Consider the following 21,274-nt stretch of genomic DNA (forward strand, 5'->3'; position numbering starts at 1 on the left):
GATGACCGCCGAGGACGCGCTGGCCGCCTACGAGGCCGCGCGCCCTCGCCTTCCCCGCGCCGCGCCCGGCGGCCCTGCCCGCAAGGCCGCCCATCTTGGCGAGATCGCCGAGGGCTTCGACGCGTTCCTGCTGGACGCTTTCGGCGTGCTGAACATCGGCGAGACGGCCATTCCCGGCGTCGCCGACCGGATCGCCACCCTGCGCGGCGGCGGGCGACCCGTCATGGTCCTGACGAACGCCGCTTCGGTCCCGGCAGAGGCGCTGGTCGCGAAATACGCCCGGCTTGGGTACGACTTTGGCCCCGCAGAGGTCGTGTCCAGCCGTATGGTGTTGCTGGACGCGGTGCGCGCCGCCCCGGCCCGGCACTGGGGCGTGATGGCCCAACCGGACCTTCAGGGCGAGGATCTGTCCGGGCTCGACCTGACCTATCTGGGCGACGGGCCGGCGGGCTATGACGAGGCCGAGGCGTTCCTGTTCCTGGGCAGCGGCAGCTGGACCGAGGCGCGGCAGGACCGGCTGGAGACCGCGCTGCGCCGCCGTCCGCGACCTGTCTGGGTCGGCAATCCCGACCTTGTCGCACCGCGCGCCGACGGCTTCTCGGTCGAGCCCGGCTTTTACGCCCACCGCCTTGCCGCGATACCGGGGGTCGCGTTGCAGTTCTTCGGCAAACCCTTCCCCGGCATCTTCGAGCAGGCGCTGGATCGGATCCCGTCCTCGATCCCGCGCGGACGGGTTCTGATGGTCGGGGACAGCCTGCACACCGATGTTCTGGGCGCGCAAAGCGCCGGCGTCCGCTCGGCGCTGGTCACCGGCTACGGGTTCTCGGCCGGGATCGCCTTGAAGGACGCCATCGCCGCGACCGGGATCGCGCCGGACTACATGGTCGAACGCCCCTGATCGGGCTTTCGCACGCCGCCCAGCGCGGCTTGTCTGACCCAGCCTCTTCCCGAAAAGACCCATAAACGCGGTCACCCGCGCAAAGCTTGACGCGCAGACCGAGGCAACGCGCCAGACGGCCGCGCCAGCAGGCTTGGCCGCCGCGCAATCTCGTCCACCGCCCATATCAATCTGTCCGGATTTGGTGACTTCGTCGCTTGCAGGAATAGGTTCACCTGCCTGACTGACGCATCTCCCAAAAGGAACACCCTCCCATGAGCCACGTTCGCGGCATAGAACACGTCGGCATCACCGTGCCCGATCACGCCAACGCCGTCGCGTTCCTCAAGGCGGCCTTCGGCGCGGAAGAGATCCTGTCCCAGACCGATGCGCACGGCGGCCCGTTCACCGCACAGGACGTGGGGCGGATGAACGGATTGCGCGCGGGGACGCGGATGATGCACGTCTCGATCCTGCGGCTGCGCAACGGGGCCAATATCGAAGTCTTCGAGATCGACCGCCCCGGCGGCACGTCCGAGACCAATATCTCGGACCTCGGCATCAGCCACATCAGCATCAATGTCGACGACGTCGACGCCGTCGCCGACGCATTCACCGACGCGGGCGGAACCCTTCTTAGCAAGCCTTACGACCTTGGTCCGCCGGAAGACGGGCCGGGAAATCGCGGCGTTTTCGGGCGCACGCCCTGGGGCCTGCTGATCGAGATGCAGCAGTTCGCCTCTTCCCTCGACTACCTGCCCGGCGCATCGTCCGGTCGCTGGTTCCCGAAACCCTGATGGCACGCGCCACGACAACCCATGCGAGGACACCCATGACACTTGAAGGCAAAACGGTACTGGTAATCGGTGGCAGCTCTGGCATCGGCTTCGGTACCGCCAAGGCGGCGCAGGACGCAGGCGCCGAAGTCACCATCGCCTCGCGCACGGCTGAGAAGGTTTCGTCCGCCGCCCGGAAACTGGGGGCCGAGGGCGTTACGCTCGACACCGGGGATGCGGCCGGGCTGGAGGCCTTGTTCGCGGCGCGCAGTTTCGATCACGTATTCTGTTCCGCCGCCAGCACCAAGGTCGCCGCGGTACGCGAGCTGCCGCTTGAGGATGCCTATGGCTCGGTCGACTCGAAGTTCTGGGGCGCCTACCGGGTCGCGCGGGCAGCGAATATCCGCGAGGGAGGCTCGTTGACGCTGGTTTCGGGCTTCCTGTCCGTGCGCCCCAAGGCGGGCGCAGCCATTCAGGGTGCGATCAACGCGGGGCTCGAAGGGCTGGCCCGCGGGCTGGCGCTGGAATTCGCGCCGGTACGGGTCAACTGCATCTCTCCGGGGCTGGTGATGACCGAGATGTATGACGGTCTGGAGGGCGACGGCCGCAAGGCCATGTTCGACGGCGCAGCGGCGCGCCTTCCGGTGGGCCGGGTCGGCACACCCGAGGATGTGGCCGTGCAGGCGCTGGCGCTTATGACGAACCCCTACATGACCGGCACCACCATCTTCGTCGACGGCGGCGGCGCGATTGCCTGATCCGACGACCTGACGGCGTCAGGTGGACAGCCCGGCACAGGCCTCGGCAAGGAAGTTCAGGAAGACACGCACCCGTGGCGAAAGCAGCCGACGGCCCGGATAAACGACCGTCAGCGTCACCGCGTTGACGTCGAACACCACGTGGCGGCCGATTTCCACCAACTCGCCACGGGCGATGTGGTCGCGGCAGTAATGCGCCGGCAGCGGCGCGATCCCTGCCCCGCCAAGCACGGCGGTGCGGACGACGAGCGGGTTGTTGACGTGGGCGATCCCCCGGTGAAGGTCCAGTGACACCGCCCGGCCGTCCTCGTGCACCGGCATCTGGTCGTTTCCATAGCGGGTCTCGCAGATCTGGACATGGGCACGGATGTCGGCGGCGGAATGGCCGATATCATGCGCGGCAAGGTAGGACGGGCTGGCGACCCAGATCAGCTTTCCGGTGATCAGAGTCCGGGCGATCAACTCGCTGTCGTCCAGCGGCCCGACGGCAACCGCGAGATCGACCTGATCGCGCAGCAGCGACACCCCGTCGGGGGTCAGGATAAGATCCACGACGAGCTTGGGATAGGCTTTCTGCAGCCCCGCCAGCCGGGGCGCCACGACTTCCTGACAGAAGGCCGTCGGCAACGCCACGGTGACGCGGCCGGTCGGTTCCGCCGTCATCCCCGCCATTGTCGCGTTCGTCTCGCGCACCTGATCCATGATCAACTGGGCCTGCCTGTAGAAGGTCTCGCCCTCGCTTGTCACCCTGAGGTTCCGAGAGTTCCGGTCCAGAAGGCGCAGCCCCAAACCGTGCTCCAGCCGGGTGACCGCGTTGCTGACGGTGGATTTGGGCATGCCGATCGCGTCGGCGGCGGCGGTGATCCCGTTGTGGTCGACCACCGCGACGAACACCGGCACGTCGTTCAGGCTCCAGCTCATCGAAACGCTCCTTCCCGTCAGGTTCAGTCCGGCTAGCATAGCGACCGCGCCAGATCGTTCAATAATCTGAACGCAACGTCCATCACAGCCCAATTGTTCGCCTCACCGAAAGGCGATAGCACCGTCGCGAACAGGAAATCCGGCATCGCGTGACTGCCGGATCAACGCGTCCGCTTATCCGGGACGCCGCTGAACCATCGCCGCAGCCTTGTCAAAGCGGCCGGTTCCGAAACGACACGTCTGCCCAACAGGGAGGAAACGCCATGGGTATCTTCAACAAACTGACCGTCTCTGCGTTTGCAATTGGCCTTGGGGCCGGCACGGCATCCGCTGACGAACTGAAGCTTGCTGACTTCCAGCCCCCGACCCACTTCATCGTAGAGAAGGTCTATACCCCCTTCGCCGAAGCCGTCTCGGAGGCCACCGGCGGCGACGTGACCGTCGAGGTGTTCATGGGCGGCGAACTTGGACCGGGCCCCGCCGAGCAATACAACCGCGTGGTGGACGGCGTGGCCGACATCGCCTTCTCGCTGCCGGGCTACACGGCGTCGAACTTTCCCATGACGCTGCTCGCCGAACTGCCGGGCGTGATCGACGCCGAGACCGGAACCCAGCAAATCGTCGAACACCTCGACATGCTGTCCGACGAGTACCGCCGCGTGCATCTTGTCGCGCTTTGGAACAACGCGCCGAACCTGCTGCTGATGGCCGAAAAGCCCGTCGAAACGCTCGACGACCTGTCGGGCCTGAACATCCGCGTGCCGTCGCGCAACGCCGGTCTGGTGGTGCAGGCGTGGGGGGCGAACCCGGTTTCGATGCCCGCCCCCGAGATTTACAACGCGATGCAGACCGGCGTGATCGACGGCGCGATGATCGACGCGACGACCCTGAACGCGTTCAAGCTGGCCGAAGTCACCACCTACGTGACGCAGGGCATGGACAGCACGATCTCCGAGTTCTTCATGATTATGAACCGCGACGTGTTCGCCGATCTCGACGCCAGCGCGCAGGACGCGATCACCGAAGCCGGCAAGCAGGCCGCCCTGAACGGCCATGCCGCATGGCAGACCGCGGCGGAAGGCGCCCTCGATGCGTTCGAGGCGACCGAGGGCAAACAGGTCATCACCCTGTCCGACGAAGAGGCGGCCCGGTTCAACGCCGCGTCCGAGGCCGTCGTCGCCCAGATCATCAGCGACGCCGAAGCCGAGGGCATCGCGGCTCAGGCGTATATCGACGCTCTGAAGGGCAACTGAGCCTCATGCTCGCATCCACGCTTCGCGCCTGGTCGGTTTATACCGGCCGGGCCACCCTTGTCCTTGGCTGGGTCGCCGGACTGCTGCTGGTCCTGATGACCGCCCTGATCACGGCCGCCGTCATCATGCGCTATGCGGTCGGGCAACCGATCCTTGGCGTGAACGAGATCGTGCAACTGAACGCGGTCGCGCTTGCCATGCTGGCCCTGCCCTACGCCACCTACTCGGGCGCGCATGTGCGGGCCGATATCTTCGATCCCGCGCTTGGCCGCTGGGGCCGCTGGCTGGCCGACCTGCTGACCCGCGCCGTGTCGGTCGGCGCGCTGTATTTTCTTGTGACCCGCGCTTGGGACAAGGCGCTGGACGCGCGCGAGTTCGGAGACGCGACGAACATGCTCAACCTGCCGATCTGGCCATTCTACGGGCTTATCGCGCTAGGCATGGCGCTGTGCGTTCTCGTCTTCGTTCTGGAGTTCGCCACCATCCTGCTGACCGGTCACCCGAAGGGAGAGTTCCCGAATGGCTGACCTTACGATCGGGCTGCTGGGTTTCGTCGCGCTGTTCGTCCTGATGGTGCTGCGCACGCCGGTCGCCTTCGCGATGCTGCTGACCGGCTTTTTCGGGACATGGCTGCTTGACGGCCTGCGCCGGGCCGGGGCGGTTCTAATGACCGAAACCTACTCTGCCGTCGCCAACTATTCCCTCATCGTGGTGCCGATGTTCATCCTTCTGGGCAACGTCGCATCGGAAAGCGGGTTCTCGCGCGGGCTGTACGATGCGGCCCACGCGTGGGTCGGCCGGTTCCGGGGCGGTCTGGCCTCGGCCTCGGTTATCGGCTGCGCCGCGTTCTCTGCCGTCTCGGGCTCGTCGGTGGCCACCGCCGTCACGATCGGCAAGGTCGCCCTGCCCGAGATGAAGCGTCTCGGCTACGGCGCGTCCCTGTCGACCGGCGCCATCGCGGCGGGTGGCACGCTGGGCTTCCTGATCCCGCCGTCCACCGGCTTCGTGATCTACGCGATCCTGACAGAAGAAAGCATCGGGCGACTGTTCATGGCGGGCATCCTGCCGGGCCTGCTGATGATGGTACTGTTCACGCTGGCGATCTGGATCGTCACGCTGCGGGACCCCGCCGCCGGGCCGCGCGGAGAGGCGGTGCCCTTCGCCCAGCGCTTCGCCCTTCTGTTCAAGGCGCTGCCCCTGATCGTCGTGATCGTGGTGTCCATCGGCGGCATCTACCTTGGCGTCTTCACCCCGGTCGAAGCATCGGGCGTGGGCGCGGCACTGACCATCGTGCTGGCCTTCGCAACCGGCAGCCTGTCGCTGTCTGGACTGCGGACCGCGGTGATGGCGACGGTTTCGACCTCGTCCATGCTGTACATGATCGTCATCGGCGCGAATGTCCTGAACCCGTTTCTGGCACTGACCGGCGTTCCCGCCGGGCTGGAGTCCGGGCTGGCCGCGCTGGGGCTTGGGCCCTATGGGACGCTGTTCGTGATCCTGCTGTCCTACGTGGTGCTGGGCATGTTCCTTGACGGCCTCGCCATGCTGGTGATCACGATCCCGATCTATTTTCCGGTCATCACCGCGCTTGGCTTCGATCCGATCTGGTTCGGCGTGGTCGCGGTGATCGTGATCGAGATGGGAATGATCACGCCGCCCGTTGGGCTGAACGTCTTCGTGGTCAGGAACGTGGCCGGAGACGTCTCGCTTGGGACCGTGTTCCGCGGCGTGACGCCCTTCCTGCTTGCGATGGTGGTCTGCCTGCTGCTGATCATCCTTGTGCCCGAGATCGCGCTTCTGATCCCCAACTCGATGTTCAACTGACCGGTCCCGCCGCGGCGCGACGCGACCGGCGGCGGGACATACCACAACGACAGACCGGAGGAACGACCATGTCCGATCCCACCAATCCCAGTTTCGATCTTGCCCACCTTGGCCATGTCGAGATGCTGACCGACCGTTTCGAGGACAGCCTCGACTTCTTCACCCGAATCTACGGCCTGAAGCTGTCCGGTCAGGACGAGACCTCGGCCTATCTGCGGGCGTGGGACGATTACGAGTATTGCACCCTCAAGCTGACCCGCGCGGAAACGACCGGGGTCGGCCACATCGGCTATCGCGCAGCCTCGCCCGAGGCGCTGGACCGGCGGGTGGCCGCGATCGAGGCGTCGGGCTACGAGGTTCTGGGCTGGAACGACGGCGACCTGTCGCACGGCCGGGCCTTCCGCTTTCAGGACCCGTTCGGCCATGTCTTCGAGATCTACTATGACACCCGCTGGTACGAAGCGCAGGACGAGGCCGAGCGCGCCGCTCTCAAGAACACCGCCTCTGCGTTCGAGGGTGCGGCCCCCCGCCGGATCGACCACCTGAACCTGCTGTCCGAGGACGTCACCGAGTTCCGCCGCTTCATGGAAACCTGTCTTGGCAGCCGGGTGACCGAGTACATCAAGCTGGACAATGGCAGGTTGGGCGGGTGCTGGTTCACCGTGAACAACAAGACCTACGACCTCGCCTGCACCGAAGAGCACGGCGGCGGCAACGGGCGGCTGCACCATGTCACCTATGCAACCGACCAGCGCGAAGACATCCTGCGCGCCGCCGACATCTTCCTGCAGAACGGCGTCCACATCGAAACCGGCCCGCACAAGCACGCGATTCAGGGCACGTTCTTCCTGTACGTCTGGGAACCGGCCGGCAACCGGGTCGAGCTTGCCAACGCAGGCGCCCGGCTTGTCCTTGCGCCGGACTGGAAACCCGTCGAGTGGACGGAAGCCGACCGCAAGAAGGGGCAGGCATGGGGTCTCAAGACGATCGAGAGCTTCCACACCCACGGCACCCCGCCCGTGCCGAAATAAACGCCCGCGCGGCGCAGGCATCTTCCGTCCTGTGCCAAACCTGCGACGGAACTGCCGCGCCCGTGCGTTTAGGCCAAAAGACATGGAGATCTACATGACGAGAACGCGAAACCTCGGCATCGCTGCGTGCGGTGCCGTGGCCGCAGTGGCCGGCATCTGGCTTGGCTATGGCGAAGTATGGGGTCAGAACGGCAATTTGCAGACCCCGCCGGTCGACATCACGATCAGGGACGATCTGCAGGTTGCGCCGGCCGACCAGCAGTCTCAGCAGATCGTCGCTGCCGCGCGTGCGTTTCTGGACACTCTGAGCGAGGACCAGACGCAACAGGCGCTGTTCGACTTCGCGGACAATACGCAAAGGTCGAACTGGTCGAACTTTCCCGATGGTCCCGTCGTGCGCAAAGGCGTCATGCGGGGCGATCTTCAGGCCGACCAGCTGGACGCGCTGGACGCCCTGCTGCGCACGGTGATGAGCGAGGACGGCTACCGCAATATCCTGCTTCAGCTTGCGGCTGAAGAAACGCTCGACACCGGCGGCGGCGGTCCGAACTTCGGCGACGAGTACTATTACGCCTCTTTCCTCGGAGAGCCGTCGACCGATGCGCCCTGGATGTTCCAGTTCGGTGGACATCATCTGGCGATCAACGTCACCGTGGCGGGCCCCGACCTGGCCTTTTCTCCGATGCTGACCGGGGGCGAGCCGCTCAATATCGAGTTCGACGGCGCGGATGTCTTCATCACCGAGGCCGAAACCCGCGCCGCCGCGGCCCTGATGGACAGCCTGACGGTGGACCAGAGGGCCATGGCGATCCGCAGCGACGAGATCATCAACCTGCTGCTGGGCCCCGGCGCGTTCGGGACCGTCCTTGCCCCCGAGGGGATTCAGGCGACACAACTCGACGACGCGCAGCGGCAGCTGTTGCTGGACGTGATCGCGGCCCGTCTGGGCTTCATGAACGACGACGATTTCGCGGCCAAGATGGCGGTTATCGAGGCCGATCTGGACGCGACGTGGTTTGGCTGGTGGGGCCCGGTGGACGAACTCGGCGCGGCCTACTTCCGCGTCACCGCGCCCTCGGCCATCATCGAATACGCCCCCCAGAACATGCGCGGCGACATTCCGACCGACCATGCCCACAACATGTACCGCGATCCCGGCAACGACTACGGCATCGCGTGGATCGCCGAACCGTGATGCGAGGGCTTGCCATGCTGCTTGCGCTGGTGGCGGGCATGCCCGCGCTGGCGCATCCGCATTTGTACGTGGATCAGCAGGTTCGGCTGTCTCTGGGCCTTAGCTCTGCAGAAGCCGTCCTGACCATCGTGCCCTCGGTCGAGGACGGAGCCGCGATCTTCGATTACATCGATGCCGACGCAAACGGCAAGATCGACGCCGCCGAGACCGCTGGCTTCGGCCAACAGGTCACGGCGGCTGTCCGGCTGATCGTGGACGGGACCAGCATACCTTTCGCGATCACCGGCACGACACTGGCCGACCGCGCCTCGCTTGCCGCGGGGGCTGGCCGGATCGAACTGCGCGCCACGGCAGAGTTCGCCCTGTCGGGTTCGGGCCCGCATGACGTGGAATTCGCCGTCTGGTTTTATGCATTCGACCACGACTGGTTCGTGCAGCCCTTCTACTTCCCCGACTTGGTCGAGGCCGCCGGCTACCCAGACTTCACCCGTTCGGAAGACGGCAGCCGCGTGACCTTCCACATCGACCCCACGGCGGCGGACCCCGGCGGCTTGTAACCCGGCGGGTCTGGCGGCGGGGCCGCCGCAGGCAAAATGTGACCGCCGACCTCCGGACTGGATATCACCGCCTTTGGAATAGCAACGGGCTGTTCACCCGCCCGCGTTTCTCAGCTTGCTGCGTGGGCCAGGATCCACTCGGCCCGTTCTATCAATGGTGCATCCACCATTTTTCCATCCACCTGCACCACCGAGCCCTTGGCCGCTGCAAGCGCCGAAAGCACACGGCTGGCCCAGCCACGTTCATCTTCCGTGGGTGTGAAGCCGCGATTGACGATGGCAAGCTGCGCCGGGTGAATACACAGCTTGGCCGCGAACCCGCAGGATCGTGCGTGTGCGACGTCGGCGGCGATTTCCATCTCGTCCTTCAGCGCCATGGTCACCCCGTCCACCGGCGGCGGCAGGTCCGCCAGACGCGACGCCAGCACCAGTTCGACGCGCGCGGCATCAAGCACGGGGCTCCCCGGCGGTACCCGGGCGTCCGTGCCGAAGTCGAGGTTGCCGAAGGCGAGCCGCCGAACGCCCGCTGTCCGCGCGGCGCTGCGGACCTCGGCGATGCCCGCAACCGTTTCGACCAGGGCCACCAGCCCGCGCCCGGGCAGCGCCTTGGCCGCCTGTGACAGGCTCGGCGCGTCGGATTTCGGCACCATGACGCCTGCTATCTGCACCTCCGCAAGCATGGCTACGTCATCCGCGAACCACGGAGTGTCCACCCCGTTCACCCGCACCAGCGCCGTGCCGCCGCTTTCGAGCCAATGCCGCACGGCCGTTCGCGCCGCGTCCTTGTCGTCTGGTCCGACGGCGTCTTCGAGGTCGAGGATCAGGGCATCCGCTTCGGAGGCTGCGGCCTTGGCGAAGCGGTCCGGACGGTTGCCCGGCACAAACAGGTAGCTTTTCGGAATGCGCGTGACGTCGGGCATCAGAAAAAGGCTTCCGCGCGCATCGCAAGTTCGCCATCCGGTCCGCGCGCCCAAAGCGACAGGTCGTCCGGACCCTCGCCGCGCTTGGCCTCAATTCGGAACGGCCGTGTCACGAAAAGCGGCGCCATCCCCCGGAAGGTGAACTGACGAAGACGCAGACCCGGGCGGCAACGCGTCGCCAGACCTTGCAGCAGCGTGGCCGTCAGAGGTCCGTGCACCACGAGGTCGGGATAACCTTCGTTTTGCTGCGCGTAGGTGCGGTCGTAGTGGATCCGGTGCCCGTTCGAGGTCAGTGCGGAATAGCGGAACAGCAGGGTGGGATCGGGCACGATCTCTTCCGACCATTCCGCCCCGTCCGGCGCGGCGGCTGGCTCTGGCGGCTGAACCGCGGGATCGGGCGGCTCTCGATAGACGATGTCTTGCTCTTCCTCGATGCAAAGCACCCCGCCCTGCGAAATCCGGTGCTGGACGGTGACGAAACACAGACGCCCCGCGCGGCCCGATTTTTCGCTCACATTCTGGATGCGGCTTTCCTTGCGGGCGCGCTCTCCGATCTTCAGCGCCCCCGGATACGAAATCCGCCCCCCGGCCCACATCCGGCGCGGTAGGCCCGTTTCTGGCAGGAAACCGCCCCGCTTCGCGTGACCATCGGGGCCAAGCGAAGACCGTGGCAGGAATGGGTTGAAATACATCCAGTGCCAGCCCGGCGGCAACGGATCGCCTTCTGCCGGGACGGCGCCCAGATCGAGCGTTGCGGCAAGCTGCGCTGCGGGTTCGGGCCGGATCGGGGCGTCGGCGGTTTCGCGGCGGCCGATTGCCTCGGCCGGGGTGTGGTCCATCACGTCGTTCAAGGTGGTTGCTCCCGCAGTCGCCGCGCAGGCGGTTTCAGTAAATGGCCCGTTCGGCGATCAGGTCCCGGATCCGGGCCTGCGCCAACCCGAGGAGGTCGCCGAAGACATAGGCCTCGTGTTCCCCCAGCTCCGGCGTGCCGCGGGTCATCCCCGGCTGATCGCTCCCCGAGAACCGCGCCGGGAACCCCACGGCGGCGCGCGTGGCCCCGTCGGTCTCGGTCACGTCGACGATGGCGCCCCGCACCCGCATGTGGGGGTCGGCGACGATATCGGATGCCCGCCAGGACAGATGCGCCGGGATGCCCGCCCGCTGCAGCGAAGCCGCGGCGGTTTCGGGCTGTTGCGTGCGGCTCCAGCCCGTCACCGCCGCATCGACTTCGGCGCGATTGGCAACGCGGTCGGCGGCGGTGCTGAACCTTGGATCGCGTCCCAGTCCGGGCTGCCCCATCAGGGCGGCAAGCCTGTGCCACGCGGCATCCGTGCCGACCGCGAGACTAAGCCAGCGGTCCGCCTCAGCCGTCGGGTACAGCCCGTGCGGCGCGCGCTGCGGGTCGTCGTTGCCCATGCGCTCGGGCGCGGCACCCGCGCTCGCGGCGGCCAACGCGTCGCCCACCAGCGACGAGGCCACCTCGCGCGCGGCCACGTCGACATGGCTGCCCCTGCCGGTGCGGCGGCGCTTGTGCAGGGCGGCAACCGTGGCGAGCGCCGCGTTCATGCCGACGGAATGGTCCATCACGTGCCGCATCTCGACCGGCGGGCCGTCGCGGTAGCCGGACAGATAGCCCAGCCCGCCCCACGCGCCGAACAGCGGGGCATATCCCGCGAAGTGACTGTCCGGCCCGGTCTGGCCCGAGGACGAGACCGAGACCATGACGATATCCTCGCGGACCTCGCGCAGCGCGTCATACCCAAGGCCCAGCCTTTCCATCACGCCCGCACGGAAGCTTTCGGCGGCGACATCGGAAACGGCGACCAGCTGTTTTGCCAGTGCGACGCCATCGGGATGTTTCAGGTTCAGCCGCACCGACAGCTTGTTCGACGCCACCTGATCGAAGGTTGCCGGTCCCGCGCGGCCATAGACCGCGTGCGGCTTGCGGAAGATGTCGGGCCGCAGGGCGGTTTCGATCTTGATGCACTCTGCGCCCAGTTGCGAAAGCATGTGGGTGCAGAACGGACCTGCGGCATGAACGGTGAAATCGGCGATGCGTATGCCTTCAAGGGGTCGCGTCATGCCTGCACCTTTCGGGCTTCACGCGGCGGGTGCGCGACCAGCAGATGCTGATCTGCCCCCGGCGCGGGCGCCGCCTGAGCCACCGGCAGCGGTTGCGCGCCAAAGCGGAACGGAGCCGACTGAATCCGCACATTCTCTTCGCCGGGCCCGGCGACCTCGCGGAAGATCCCGCGCGCCGTTTCCTGACGGCCGGCAAGGATCTCGTCCGGCGTGTTATAGGGCGCCATCGGCACCCCGAGTTCCTGCGCGCGCGCCACCAGATCCGCGACCGGCTGATCGCTTGCCCAGTCGCGGATGTTGGCGTTGATCGTGTCACCGCGGCGGCTGCGCTCGGCGGCGTCGCGCAGCGCCGGGTCGGTGGCCCAGTCGGGCCGCCCCAGCAGGTCGACGAGCCCCTCCCACTGGCGTTCTTCCAAAGTCAGGAGTTCGACGAACCCGTCGCGGCACTCGATGACCCCGCCATAGCGGAACGACCGGGTCGAGCGATGCTCGACCGAGCCGTCGCCGAAGCGCTGAACGGCGAAAGCGCCCACCGCGACATTGGCGTCCTGAACCGAGGCATCGACGAATTGCCCCTGCCCCGACCAAAGCGCCGACAGCCCGGCGAGCGCCGCGGCGACGCCGCCCTGCATTTCGGCAAAGTGGCCTGCAATCTTCAACGGCGGGCGGTCGGGGAACAGGTCCGCCGACAGACCGTTCGGCAGCAGGAACCCTTCGCCACCGGCATGGATCATGTTGATCTCGGCGCCGCACCAGCCCGCCTTGGGGCCCTCTGCCCCGAATGGCAGGACCGACAGGTGCACAAGATGCGGATGACGGGCATCCACAGAGGCAGGGTCAAGCCCCTGTCCCGCGCGGTCCGCCACAGGCGTATCGTCGATCAGGATCTGGGCCGCCGCCACGAGGCCATGGAACGCCTTGCGGTCGACGGGATCGGCGAGGTCGCACAGCACGCTGCGCTTTTCTGCCGCGAGATAGGCGAACAGCGCGCTGCCGCCCCCCGGCAGGAACGGCGCCTCGCGCCGCAGCGGGCTGTGATCCGGCGGTTCCGCCATGAAGACCTCGGCCCCCATCGCGGCCAGAAGCCTTCCGGCGTAGGCGGCGGCCACGCCCGAAGCGCGCTCCACCACCCTTATGCCGTCCAGTGGTCTCGGATCCTCCATTCCGATCGCCCCCGGCCCGTGTTCAGCGCACGACCGGCAGCTCGAGATCGAGCGCGGCGCCGTCGAAGAACACCGGGGTGTTCGGGTCGCGGCTGGGCAGGATGACCGTGGCCAGACCGGGCGTGGTGATCTCGCCGCGCTGGTTCTCGCCCCAGATTTCCAGATCGACCAAGGCGTGACCGTCCTTGGTGTACTTGCGCGCGACCTTGCCCTTGCACCAGGTGCTGTCGCCCATCGTGTTGAAGCGCCGCATCTCGGTGCGCACCCGCTTCAGGAAGGCGGCATCGCCCATCCAGTTGGTGACAAGCGAGGCCATCCACGACGACCGCTGCGGGCCGTAGTCATAGACGCCGGGCACGCCCACCTCTTTTGCGGTGCTCTCGCGGTGGTGGCCGATGCCGGTGTACTCGATGCCGCCGCCCGCTTCGGGGTTGCGGAAGAAGTGGCCGGGATGCTTCATCGCCGCCTGGAACACGACGCCATGGGTGTGGCCGCGCCCGCAGCCGACAAGGAAGCCCATCGTGTCCATCAGCGACAGCGGGCCGCGCACGATCGGGTCCAGCGTCTCGCCTTCGGTCACGTCTTCCCAATACCGGACGTTGCTGCCGCGGATGCGTTCGGGCTCGCGCAGGATCGCCTCGTCCAGCGCCTCGTATTCCTCGGCGGTGTATTCGTGGGTCTTGATGTCCTTGTACTTGCCCGCGTCGCGCGCCGCCTTGCGTTCGTGCCGGGTGCAGGTGCCAAGCGCGCGGGCGACCAGTTCGCCGCGCTGGTTGGAATAGCTGGCTTCCACGTATTGCAGCACCAGCCGGCCTGAGAACTTGCTTTCCTTCTCCTCGACGCCGACCACGCGCTCGATGGCGCTGATGCGGTCGCCGGGGCGGATGTGGCGGAACAGTTCCCAGTCATTGCCGGCATAGAAGCCGTGAACCCCCGGCAGCCCCCAGCGCGTGCGCCCGACCCAGCCGAAAGCCATCGGGAACATCGGATGCGCCACCTGCCCGCCATAGCGCGAGTTCCGGCCGTATTCCTGTTCGCGGTACATCGGGTTCAGGTCGCCGATGCCGTTGCACCAGTTGCGCAGCGTGTCGGTGGTCGCGTCCTGCAGGTACGGCCCTTCCGGGCGCAATTGCAGACCGATCATGCCGCGCGCCGCGGCAACCGCCTCGTCGGTGATCTTGCCCTCTGCCGGCGCGCCGCCGACGTCTGCGTTCTTCTTGTCCATGGTGTCTGCGGTGGTCACGAGACTTGCCTCCCTATCGGTATCCATTGCCCTCCGGATCGGGCGTGTAAGGCCCCCTCTCTGATCCGTCGGTCTGGATTTTTGATGCATTATTTTCACAGACCGGTCAACGGATGGCGGGCAAAATAATGCATTTTCTTGCGAATATCCGTAGTTTATTGAGAAAAAACAGGTATCAGACGACGCGAAAGGTCGCGCCGTCCGTCATTATAATGCATTTTATAGGTCAGAAATCGACGTCGGCAGCCGTCGTTATCTGGGCGTAACGCTTCAGTCCCGACAGCGCGTACTCATGCTCGTCCCGGGTCGCCCCGGCACAGCAGTCTTCAAGCAGAACGCAGTCGTAATCCCGGTCGTGCCCCTCGCGCACGGCCGCCGAGACGACACCGTTGGTCGAAACACCCGACAGAATCAGCCGCCCCACGCCCTGCGCCCGCAGCAGCGGTTCCAGCTTGGTGCCGTAGAACGGGCTGACGCGATGTTTGACGATGTCGGGATCGCCCGGTTGCGGGGCGAAGCCCTCGTAGACCTCGGTCCCCCAGCCACCCAGAGTGAAAACGCCATTGTCCCGCGCCTTCGAGAAGACCGGCGAGCCCGACGGGCATTCCGCGTAGTCCGGCGAAAAACCGACCCGCACATAGCCCACCATCACCCCTGCCGCGCGGGCGCGGCTGATGGCCAGTTTCGTCGCATCGTAGACGCCACGCTCTTCGCACAGCGGGACATAGCTTTTGCCGCCCATACCGTCCGGGTGAACGAGGTCATTGAGCATGTCCATGACCAGAAGGATGCTTTTCGGGGCCATCGCCGTCTCCTTGCTTTCAGCGTTCCGATGTCGAACCCACACCGGAACCAGAGACGGATGCCCGGGCTACTCGGTGTAGCTTTCCTTGAATTCTTCCCAGCCGGCGCGGATGTGCGTGCGCAGCGCGCTCAGCATCTCGCCCTCGTCCCGTGCGAGGATGGCGCTGAGCATCGCGCGATGCTCGGCCGAGGCGCGGTCGATGCGGTTGTCCAGCTTGTTGATCAGGTCGAACGGATAGCGCGCCCAAAGCGCGCGGACGAACCGCAGGGTCTGCGGCAGGTCCGCCGCCTGGTACAGCAACTCGTGGAAGCGGTAGTTGATCGAACGCACCGCGTCCCGGTCGCCCTTCTCCGAGGCGTCTTCGATCTCGCTCTGCAGCGCGGTGAGTTCGTCCAGTTCCTTCTTGCCAAGCCGCGACATCGCCTTGAGCGCCAGCTTGCATTCCAGCGTGACGCGCAGGTCCACGATCTCTTCGGTTGCGTTCATGTCGAAGGGCGCCACCACGGCGCCGCGATGGGACGAGCCCAGCACGAAGCCCTCGGCCTCCAGCAGCTTGATCGCCTCGCGCACGGGGGTGATGCTCATCCCCGTCATCTCGGCAATCTGTGCCTGTTTCAGCTTGGATCCGCGCGGGAACTGGCCGGAAATGATGCCTTCCCGCAGGAAATCCGCGACCTGCTCTTCCTTGGTCTGTGACTTCAAACCCTTGGCCTTCCGTGACTTCTGGCCGACACGTATAGCACGCCCCCGATGGGATGATGCAATATTTCACTGCCCCGCCTCCCGAAGCCGCACCGGAGGCACGTCCAGCCGCAGGATCTGACCCGCGCGGGCCGTATCAAGCGGCGGATAAAGCTCGGTCATGCGCGGGTCGTGGGCGGGAAGGACATGGTCGTCGCTGTCCACCAGCTCGCGAATGCGGTCATGCGCGGCGATCATGTCGGACAGGTTGAAGGCCACGGCGAAGGGCACGCCGCGCTCGTATTCCTCGTAATAGTGCAACGCATCCGAGGCCAGCACGACCCAGCCGCGCCGGGTCCGGACCCGCACCACCTCTTGTCCCGCGCAATGGCCGCCGACCCAGTGGACCGTCACGCCGTCGGCGATTTCGGCTTCGCGCCCGTGCAGCGTCAGGCGGTCGGAATGCAGCAGGGTCACCAGCCGGCTGATCTCGTCCGGTTCATAGGCGCGGCGGAACCACGGCTTTTCCATCCACGGGCCGGTGACATAGGCCATCTCTTCGGCCTGCATGTGGAAATGCGCGGCGGGAAAAGCGTCCAGAAAGCCAAGGTGGTCGTAATGCGCATGGGTCAGGATCACCGTGTCCGCCGTCGCGGCATCGACGCCCAGCATGGCCAGCGCGTCCACCGGGCTTAGCAGGTGGCGATGGCCGTGTTTCGCAGCCTTGGCCGGATCCATGCCGGTGTCGACAACGATGGTCCGGTCCTGCCCGATCAACACCCAGGAATAGAAATCCAGCACCAACGGCGCAGCGGGGTCGGACTCCAAAATGAAGTTGTTGCCCCGCGTCCGCGTGTCGTTCACCGCGTGGCGGATGGCATAGACCTCGTATGTCGCCTGCCCGGTCATCGCCGCCTCACGCCGCCGAGGCGCTGGCGCCGAGGTAGGCGTCGATCGCCGCCTGCCGCGCTGTCGGGTCGCGCAGGGTTTCGGCGCCCTGATGCCCGACAATCCGCCCCGAGCGCAGGAAATGCACCTCGTCGCACAGGCGGATCGTCATGGCCAGGTTCTGCTCGACCAGCACGATGGACAGGTCGGTTTCCTGCCGGATCGCCCCAAGGCGATCGAACACCCGCCGCACCAGAAGCGGCGCAAGGCCCAGCGACGGCTCGTCGAGCAGGAGTAGCCGAGGTTCCGCCATCAGCCCACGCCCGATGGCGAGCATCTGCTGCTCGCCGCCAGAAAGCCGCCACGCCGAGCGGTCGGCTTTTTCGGCAATCTCGGGGAACAGGTCCAGAACCATCTCCATCCGCGTCTTCCGCCGCGCGCCGGGCAGTTGGTAGCCGCCCAGCACAAGGTTCTCGCGCACCGACATATGGCCGACGATCTGCCGCCCCTCGGGCACGTAGACGACACCCTGCGCCACGCGCTTGCGGGCCGGCATGTCCGAGATATCGGCACCCCGGAAAGCAACCTTGCCCTCGGCCGGGATCAGCCCTGCGACCGCTTTCATGATCGAGCTTTTGCCCGCGCCATTGGCCCCCAGCAGGGCCACCACGCGCCCCTGCCCGACCGAGAAGGTCACGTCCTCGACCGCCTGCGCCCGCGCGCCGTAGAACACGGACAACTCCTTCACCGTCAGCACATCAGTCATCGTCGCTTCCCAGATAGATACGGATCACGTCGGGGTCGCGCCGCACCTCGTCGGGGGCGCCACAGGCGACGAATTCGCCGAAATTCAGGACATAGATCCGGTCGCAGATCGACATGACGAGATCCATGTCATGCTCCACCACGACCATCACCAGCCCGCCAGAGCGCAGCTTCTGCAGGGTTTGCATCAGGTCGCGGGTTTCCGAGTTGTTCAGCCCCGCCGCCGGTTCGTCCAGCAGCAGCACGTCTGGCTTGCCCACGATGGCGCGGGCGATCTCGACCAGCCGCAGCATCCCCGGCGGCAACGCGTCGGGCAGGCTGTGCGCCGCGTCGGCAAGACCCAGATCGGCCAGCGCCCCCATCGCCGCACGCTCCATCTCGGCCCGCTCGGCGCAGCCGCGCGGCAGCGGCAGGAAGGCGCTCAGCCATCCCGCGTCATGGTTGCGCGCGACCCCGATCATCACGTTCTCAAGAACCGTCAGGTCGGGGCTGAGCGCGACGTGCTGGAAGCTGCGAACGATCCCCTTGCTGGCGCGCGCGGCGGGCGACAGGCCGTCAAGACTTTGTCCGGCGAAGGCGATCTGCCCCTCCTGCGGCGAATAGGCTCCGGTCAGGCAGTTGAACAGGCTGGTCTTCCCGGCGCCGTTGGGACCGATGAGGCCGGTGATCTCTCCGGCACGGAACGAGACATCGAGGCCCTTCAGCACCTTGATGCCGCCGAAGGACAGGGAAATTCCCTGCCCCGTCAGCGCGTTGGTCAGGACGTCCATCACGCGCCTCCTTTCCGGCGACCCATCGCCTGTGTCAGTTGCGGCAGGTAGTGGCCGGCAAGGATGACGCCCAGCAGCGCCACACCGTACAGCACCGGGATCCACGCCCCCGAGGCCGACAGGAACTGCGGGATCAGCGTCAGGAACGCCCCGCCAATCAGCGCCCGGGGAAACGTCAGGCCATAGACGCTGACCACCGAGCCCACGAGCAGGAAGATCGCGGCCCAGAAGGTGAAGCCCGACGGCGACACGGTCGAACCGGCGAAGGCCAGCATCGCCCCGCACAGCGCGGCAATCCCGCCCGAGATGCCCATCACCGCGATCCGGGCCCAGACCCGCCGGGTGCCGAACGCATCCGCCGCCGCCGGATGCGACTTTGCCAGCAGCAGGGTCAGCCCCTGCCGCGAATGCCGCAGCCGCGACAGCCCGTAGGTCACCGCCAGCAGCACCGCCAGCGCGGCGTAGTATCGTTGCAGCGACATTTTCACCCCCGGCACCAGCGGCTTGGAGACGTAAAGACCCTCGTAGCCGCCGGTCAGGCCGTCGGCGTTGTTGATGATCTCGGGCACCGCCAGCGCCAAAGCCAGCGTCGACACGGCAAGGTAGATCCCCGACAACCGCCGCGACGGCCAGGCGAACAGGATGCCGGCGACCACGCCAAACGCCAGCGCAAGCGGCACGCTGAACCACAGCGGGACGCCATAGCGGGTGTCCAGAATGGCGACCGTGTAGGCGCCGACCGCAGAAAAGAACGTGTGGCCGATGGACACCTCGCCGCCGTATCGGACAAGCACGCTGACCGACAACACGCCGATGGCGTTGGCGAAACAGACGCCCAAGGCGAAGACCCACGAGCCTCCGACCACCATCGGCAGGCACAGGGCGATTGCGATCAGCAGCCACGTCCCGACCCGCGCCGACACCATGCCGCGCAGCCCGGACCGGTCCACCGAAGACAAACGAAGGGTTGCGTTCTGGTCAGACACGGAAGCCCTCCACCCTGGCAAGAATCCCGTTCGGGAAGATGTTGAGCGCCAGAAGGATCAGGCCCAGCAGGAAGGTGCTGGAATATTCCGGCGACACGTAGAAGGTGAACAGGTTCATCAGAACGCCGACCAGGATGCCGCCGACCAGCGCGCCCGGCAGGCTGGCGAACCCGCCGATCACCGCCGCCGCGAAGGCCTGCAGCATGAAGGCCGCGACCGTCGTCACGCTGAGGAAGGTCGTCGGCACGATCAGCAGCGCGCCGACCACCCCCAGGATCGCCGCGACGATCCAGGCGAACAGGTGAACCGAGCGCAGGTTCAGCCCACAAACCTCTGCCGCAAAAGGGTTTTCCGAGATGGCGCGAAAGGCGATGCCCAGCTTGGTGAAGTCGATCACGAAGAACAGCGCGCCGATGGTCACGACCGCCACGGCAAGCACGGTCAGGTCATAACCGGTGATCCGCAGGCCCAGAACGGCGGTGCTGAAACGCGGCACCGGCAGGTCAAGGCTGACGATATCCGCCCCGAAGGTCAGCAGCGTCGCGCCCTGCGCGATCAGGCCGATCCCCAGCGTCGCGATGGTCGCGGTCAGGTCGGATTCGAACACCAGCGGCGACACGATGGCATAGGTCAGGAAGGCGATGGCGATGACCGCGAGGATCGTCAGCAGCACCGCCGCACCCCAGGACAGCTCTGGCAGCACACCGCTGGAAAACCCGTAGATCAGGAAGGCCGCGAAGCCCGCCACGTTGCCGTGGCTGAAGTTCACCACCTTCGAGCACTTGAAGATCATCACCAGCCCAAGCGCGCCCAACGCGTAGAGGCAGCCGGTGATCATCCCCGACCAGACCAGCGGAAAGAGATCCTGAAGCAGCCCGCTCATGCCGGCTCGACGGACATCGACCCGTCCTCCACCAGCTGGATCACACAGGGAAAATAGCGGTCGCCAAAGCCGCGCTCGACGGCGCGGGCGTAGTAGCTGCGCGCGGTTTCCGCCGCCGGCAGGTCCAGTCCCAGTTGCGCTGCGAGTTCAAAGACATAGTCGATGTCCTTCACAGCATAAGCGGGCGAGAACGCCTTGGCCGGGAAGCTGCGCGGCGCCATCGCCTTGCGGCCGTGGTTGCGCAGAACGAAGCTGTCGCCCGAGCCCTTCGACACCGCGTCCAGCAGCGTCTCGGCATCGACGCCGGCCTTTTCGCCCAGCACCATCATCTCGGACAGGGCCACGGTGTTGGCGAAAACCAGCATGTTGTTCGCCAGCTTCAACACCTGCCCCGCCCCGATCGCGCCGCCGTGGGTCACGTCGGTGGCGATGTAGTCCAGCATCGGACGAATGCGGTCGTGCACCTCGTCCGCGGCGCCCACCATGATCGACAGCGCGCCCTTCTGCGCCGCCTCTCGGGTGCGGGCGACTGGGGCGTCGGCGAAGGCGATGGCCTTTGCGGCCAGCGTCTGCCCGACCTTTCGGGCGGTGGCGACGGGCGTCGTCGACAGGTCTACCACCGCAGTTCCCGGCGCGGCCGCCGAGGCGATCAGCGCTGTGACCTTCTCGACCTGCGGGCCGCCGGGAAGCGACAGGAAGATCACATCCGCCTCCGCCGCCAGCGCCTCGACCGACGCCGCGCGTTCGGCCTTGGTGTCCGACAGCGCCGCCAGCGCGTCCTCCGACAGGTCGAAGACCAGCACGCGGCCGGGATGTTTCAGGGCCATGTTGCGGCACATCGGGCCGCCCATGACGCCAAGACCGATAAATCCGATTGTCTCTGCTGCTGCCATTGT

General features: G+C 66.5%; 23 protein-coding genes. 9 read left to right on the forward strand and 14 right to left on the reverse strand.

Features of this window, described 5'->3' with window-relative positions; genetic code table 11:
* Position 1 precedes the first annotated feature (1 nt).
* From ACP156_RS21305 to ACP156_RS21315, 3 genes are all read left to right on the forward strand, one after another.
* A complete protein-coding gene (locus ACP156_RS21305) occupies positions 2 to 898 on the forward strand; it encodes an HAD-IIA family hydrolase (protein ID WP_425053406.1) in 897 nt (298 codons plus the stop codon).
* Positions 899 to 1,152: 254 nt separating this feature from the next.
* Complete coding sequence (locus ACP156_RS21310) at positions 1,153 to 1,674, forward strand: VOC family protein (RefSeq protein ID WP_425053407.1); 522 nt, start codon at positions 1,153 to 1,155, stop codon at positions 1,672 to 1,674.
* 35 nt (positions 1,675 to 1,709) lie between these two features.
* Complete coding sequence (locus ACP156_RS21315; protein ID WP_425053408.1) at positions 1,710 to 2,411, forward strand: SDR family oxidoreductase; 702 nt, start codon at positions 1,710 to 1,712, stop codon at positions 2,409 to 2,411.
* 18 nt (positions 2,412 to 2,429) lie between these two features.
* Here ACP156_RS21315 and ACP156_RS21320 read toward each other — a convergent pair whose 3' ends face one another.
* A complete protein-coding gene (locus ACP156_RS21320; protein ID WP_425053409.1) occupies positions 2,430 to 3,332 on the reverse strand; it encodes a LysR family transcriptional regulator in 903 nt (300 codons plus the stop codon).
* 263 nt (positions 3,333 to 3,595) lie between these two features.
* Between ACP156_RS21320 and ACP156_RS21325 the strand changes: the two genes are divergently transcribed.
* The 6 genes from ACP156_RS21325 to ACP156_RS21350 all read left to right on the forward strand — a co-directional run bounded on the left by ACP156_RS21325 (position 3,596) and on the right by ACP156_RS21350 (position 9,192).
* The gene (locus tag ACP156_RS21325; protein WP_425053410.1) at positions 3,596 to 4,585 is read left to right on the forward strand and encodes a TRAP transporter substrate-binding protein; all 990 of its coding nucleotides are present in this window, start codon (positions 3,596 to 3,598) and stop codon (positions 4,583 to 4,585) included.
* Between the two features lie 5 nt (positions 4,586 to 4,590).
* Positions 4,591 to 5,112, forward strand: a complete 522-nt coding sequence (locus tag ACP156_RS21330) for a TRAP transporter small permease (protein WP_425053411.1) — start codon at positions 4,591 to 4,593, stop codon at positions 5,110 to 5,112.
* The gene (locus ACP156_RS21335) at positions 5,105 to 6,409 is read left to right on the forward strand and encodes a TRAP transporter large permease (RefSeq protein WP_425053412.1); all 1,305 of its coding nucleotides are present in this window, start codon (positions 5,105 to 5,107) and stop codon (positions 6,407 to 6,409) included. The genes ACP156_RS21330 and ACP156_RS21335 overlap by 8 nt, the downstream gene beginning before the upstream one ends.
* Before the next feature lie 68 nt (positions 6,410 to 6,477).
* Complete coding sequence (locus ACP156_RS21340) at positions 6,478 to 7,440, forward strand: VOC family protein (RefSeq protein WP_425053413.1); 963 nt, start codon at positions 6,478 to 6,480, stop codon at positions 7,438 to 7,440.
* A gap of 94 nt (positions 7,441 to 7,534) precedes the next feature.
* Complete coding sequence (locus tag ACP156_RS21345; protein WP_425053414.1) at positions 7,535 to 8,635, forward strand: DUF3500 domain-containing protein; 1,101 nt, start codon at positions 7,535 to 7,537, stop codon at positions 8,633 to 8,635.
* The gene (locus tag ACP156_RS21350) at positions 8,617 to 9,192 is read left to right on the forward strand and encodes a hypothetical protein (protein WP_425053415.1); all 576 of its coding nucleotides are present in this window, start codon (positions 8,617 to 8,619) and stop codon (positions 9,190 to 9,192) included. Before ACP156_RS21345 ends, ACP156_RS21350 begins: the two co-directional genes overlap by 19 nt.
* A gap of 110 nt (positions 9,193 to 9,302) precedes the next feature.
* On the opposite strand, the gene ACP156_RS21355 is transcribed toward ACP156_RS21350, so the two are convergent.
* The 13 genes from ACP156_RS21355 to ACP156_RS21415 form a co-directional block, all read right to left on the reverse strand.
* Positions 9,303 to 10,112: an HpcH/HpaI aldolase/citrate lyase family protein gene (locus tag ACP156_RS21355; RefSeq protein WP_425053416.1), complete on the reverse strand. Its 810-nt coding sequence runs from the start codon at positions 10,110 to 10,112 to the stop codon at positions 9,303 to 9,305.
* Positions 10,112 to 10,954, reverse strand: coding sequence for an FAS1-like dehydratase domain-containing protein (locus ACP156_RS21360; RefSeq protein WP_425053522.1), 843 nt, complete (start codon positions 10,952 to 10,954; stop codon positions 10,112 to 10,114). The genes ACP156_RS21355 and ACP156_RS21360 overlap by 1 nt, the downstream gene beginning before the upstream one ends.
* A 43-nt stretch (positions 10,955 to 10,997) precedes the next feature.
* Positions 10,998 to 12,194, reverse strand: coding sequence for a CaiB/BaiF CoA transferase family protein (locus ACP156_RS21365; protein WP_425053417.1), 1,197 nt, complete (start codon positions 12,192 to 12,194; stop codon positions 10,998 to 11,000).
* Complete coding sequence (locus tag ACP156_RS21370; RefSeq protein WP_425053418.1) at positions 12,191 to 13,357, reverse strand: CoA transferase; 1,167 nt, start codon at positions 13,355 to 13,357, stop codon at positions 12,191 to 12,193. Before ACP156_RS21370 ends, ACP156_RS21365 begins: the two co-directional genes overlap by 4 nt.
* Positions 13,358 to 13,379: 22 nt before the next feature.
* On the reverse strand, positions 13,380 to 14,600 hold the full coding sequence (locus ACP156_RS21375) for an FAS1-like dehydratase domain-containing protein (RefSeq protein ID WP_425053419.1): 1,221 nt from the start codon (positions 14,598 to 14,600) through the stop codon (positions 13,380 to 13,382).
* A gap of 226 nt (positions 14,601 to 14,826) precedes the next feature.
* On the reverse strand, positions 14,827 to 15,405 hold the full coding sequence (locus ACP156_RS21380; RefSeq protein WP_425053420.1) for a cysteine hydrolase family protein: 579 nt from the start codon (positions 15,403 to 15,405) through the stop codon (positions 14,827 to 14,829).
* Between the two features lie 66 nt (positions 15,406 to 15,471).
* Positions 15,472 to 16,107, reverse strand: coding sequence for a GntR family transcriptional regulator (locus ACP156_RS21385; protein ID WP_425053421.1), 636 nt, complete (start codon positions 16,105 to 16,107; stop codon positions 15,472 to 15,474).
* A 66-nt stretch (positions 16,108 to 16,173) separates the two neighbouring features.
* The gene (locus ACP156_RS21390) at positions 16,174 to 16,995 is read right to left on the reverse strand and encodes an N-acyl homoserine lactonase family protein (protein WP_425053422.1); all 822 of its coding nucleotides are present in this window, start codon (positions 16,993 to 16,995) and stop codon (positions 16,174 to 16,176) included.
* 7 nt (positions 16,996 to 17,002) lie between these two features.
* A complete protein-coding gene (locus tag ACP156_RS21395) occupies positions 17,003 to 17,740 on the reverse strand; it encodes an ABC transporter ATP-binding protein (RefSeq protein ID WP_425053423.1) in 738 nt (245 codons plus the stop codon).
* The gene (locus ACP156_RS21400) at positions 17,733 to 18,509 is read right to left on the reverse strand and encodes an ABC transporter ATP-binding protein (RefSeq protein WP_425053424.1); all 777 of its coding nucleotides are present in this window, start codon (positions 18,507 to 18,509) and stop codon (positions 17,733 to 17,735) included. The genes ACP156_RS21395 and ACP156_RS21400 overlap by 8 nt, the downstream gene beginning before the upstream one ends.
* Positions 18,509 to 19,495 carry a branched-chain amino acid ABC transporter permease gene (locus tag ACP156_RS21405; RefSeq protein ID WP_425053425.1) on the reverse strand — a complete coding sequence of 329 codons (987 nt, stop codon included), beginning with the start codon at positions 19,493 to 19,495 and terminating at the stop codon, positions 18,509 to 18,511. Before ACP156_RS21405 ends, ACP156_RS21400 begins: the two co-directional genes overlap by 1 nt.
* The gene (locus ACP156_RS21410) at positions 19,488 to 20,378 is read right to left on the reverse strand and encodes a branched-chain amino acid ABC transporter permease (RefSeq protein WP_425053426.1); all 891 of its coding nucleotides are present in this window, start codon (positions 20,376 to 20,378) and stop codon (positions 19,488 to 19,490) included. Before ACP156_RS21410 ends, ACP156_RS21405 begins: the two co-directional genes overlap by 8 nt.
* Positions 20,375 to 21,271 carry an NAD(P)-dependent oxidoreductase gene (locus tag ACP156_RS21415; RefSeq protein WP_425053427.1) on the reverse strand — a complete coding sequence of 299 codons (897 nt, stop codon included), beginning with the start codon at positions 21,269 to 21,271 and terminating at the stop codon, positions 20,375 to 20,377. The genes ACP156_RS21410 and ACP156_RS21415 overlap by 4 nt, the downstream gene beginning before the upstream one ends.
* Positions 21,272 to 21,274 lie beyond the last annotated feature (3 nt).

The organism is Psychromarinibacter sp. S121 (assembly GCF_049801035.1).
Taxonomy (GTDB): Bacteria; Pseudomonadota; Alphaproteobacteria; order Rhodobacterales; family Rhodobacteraceae; genus Psychromarinibacter.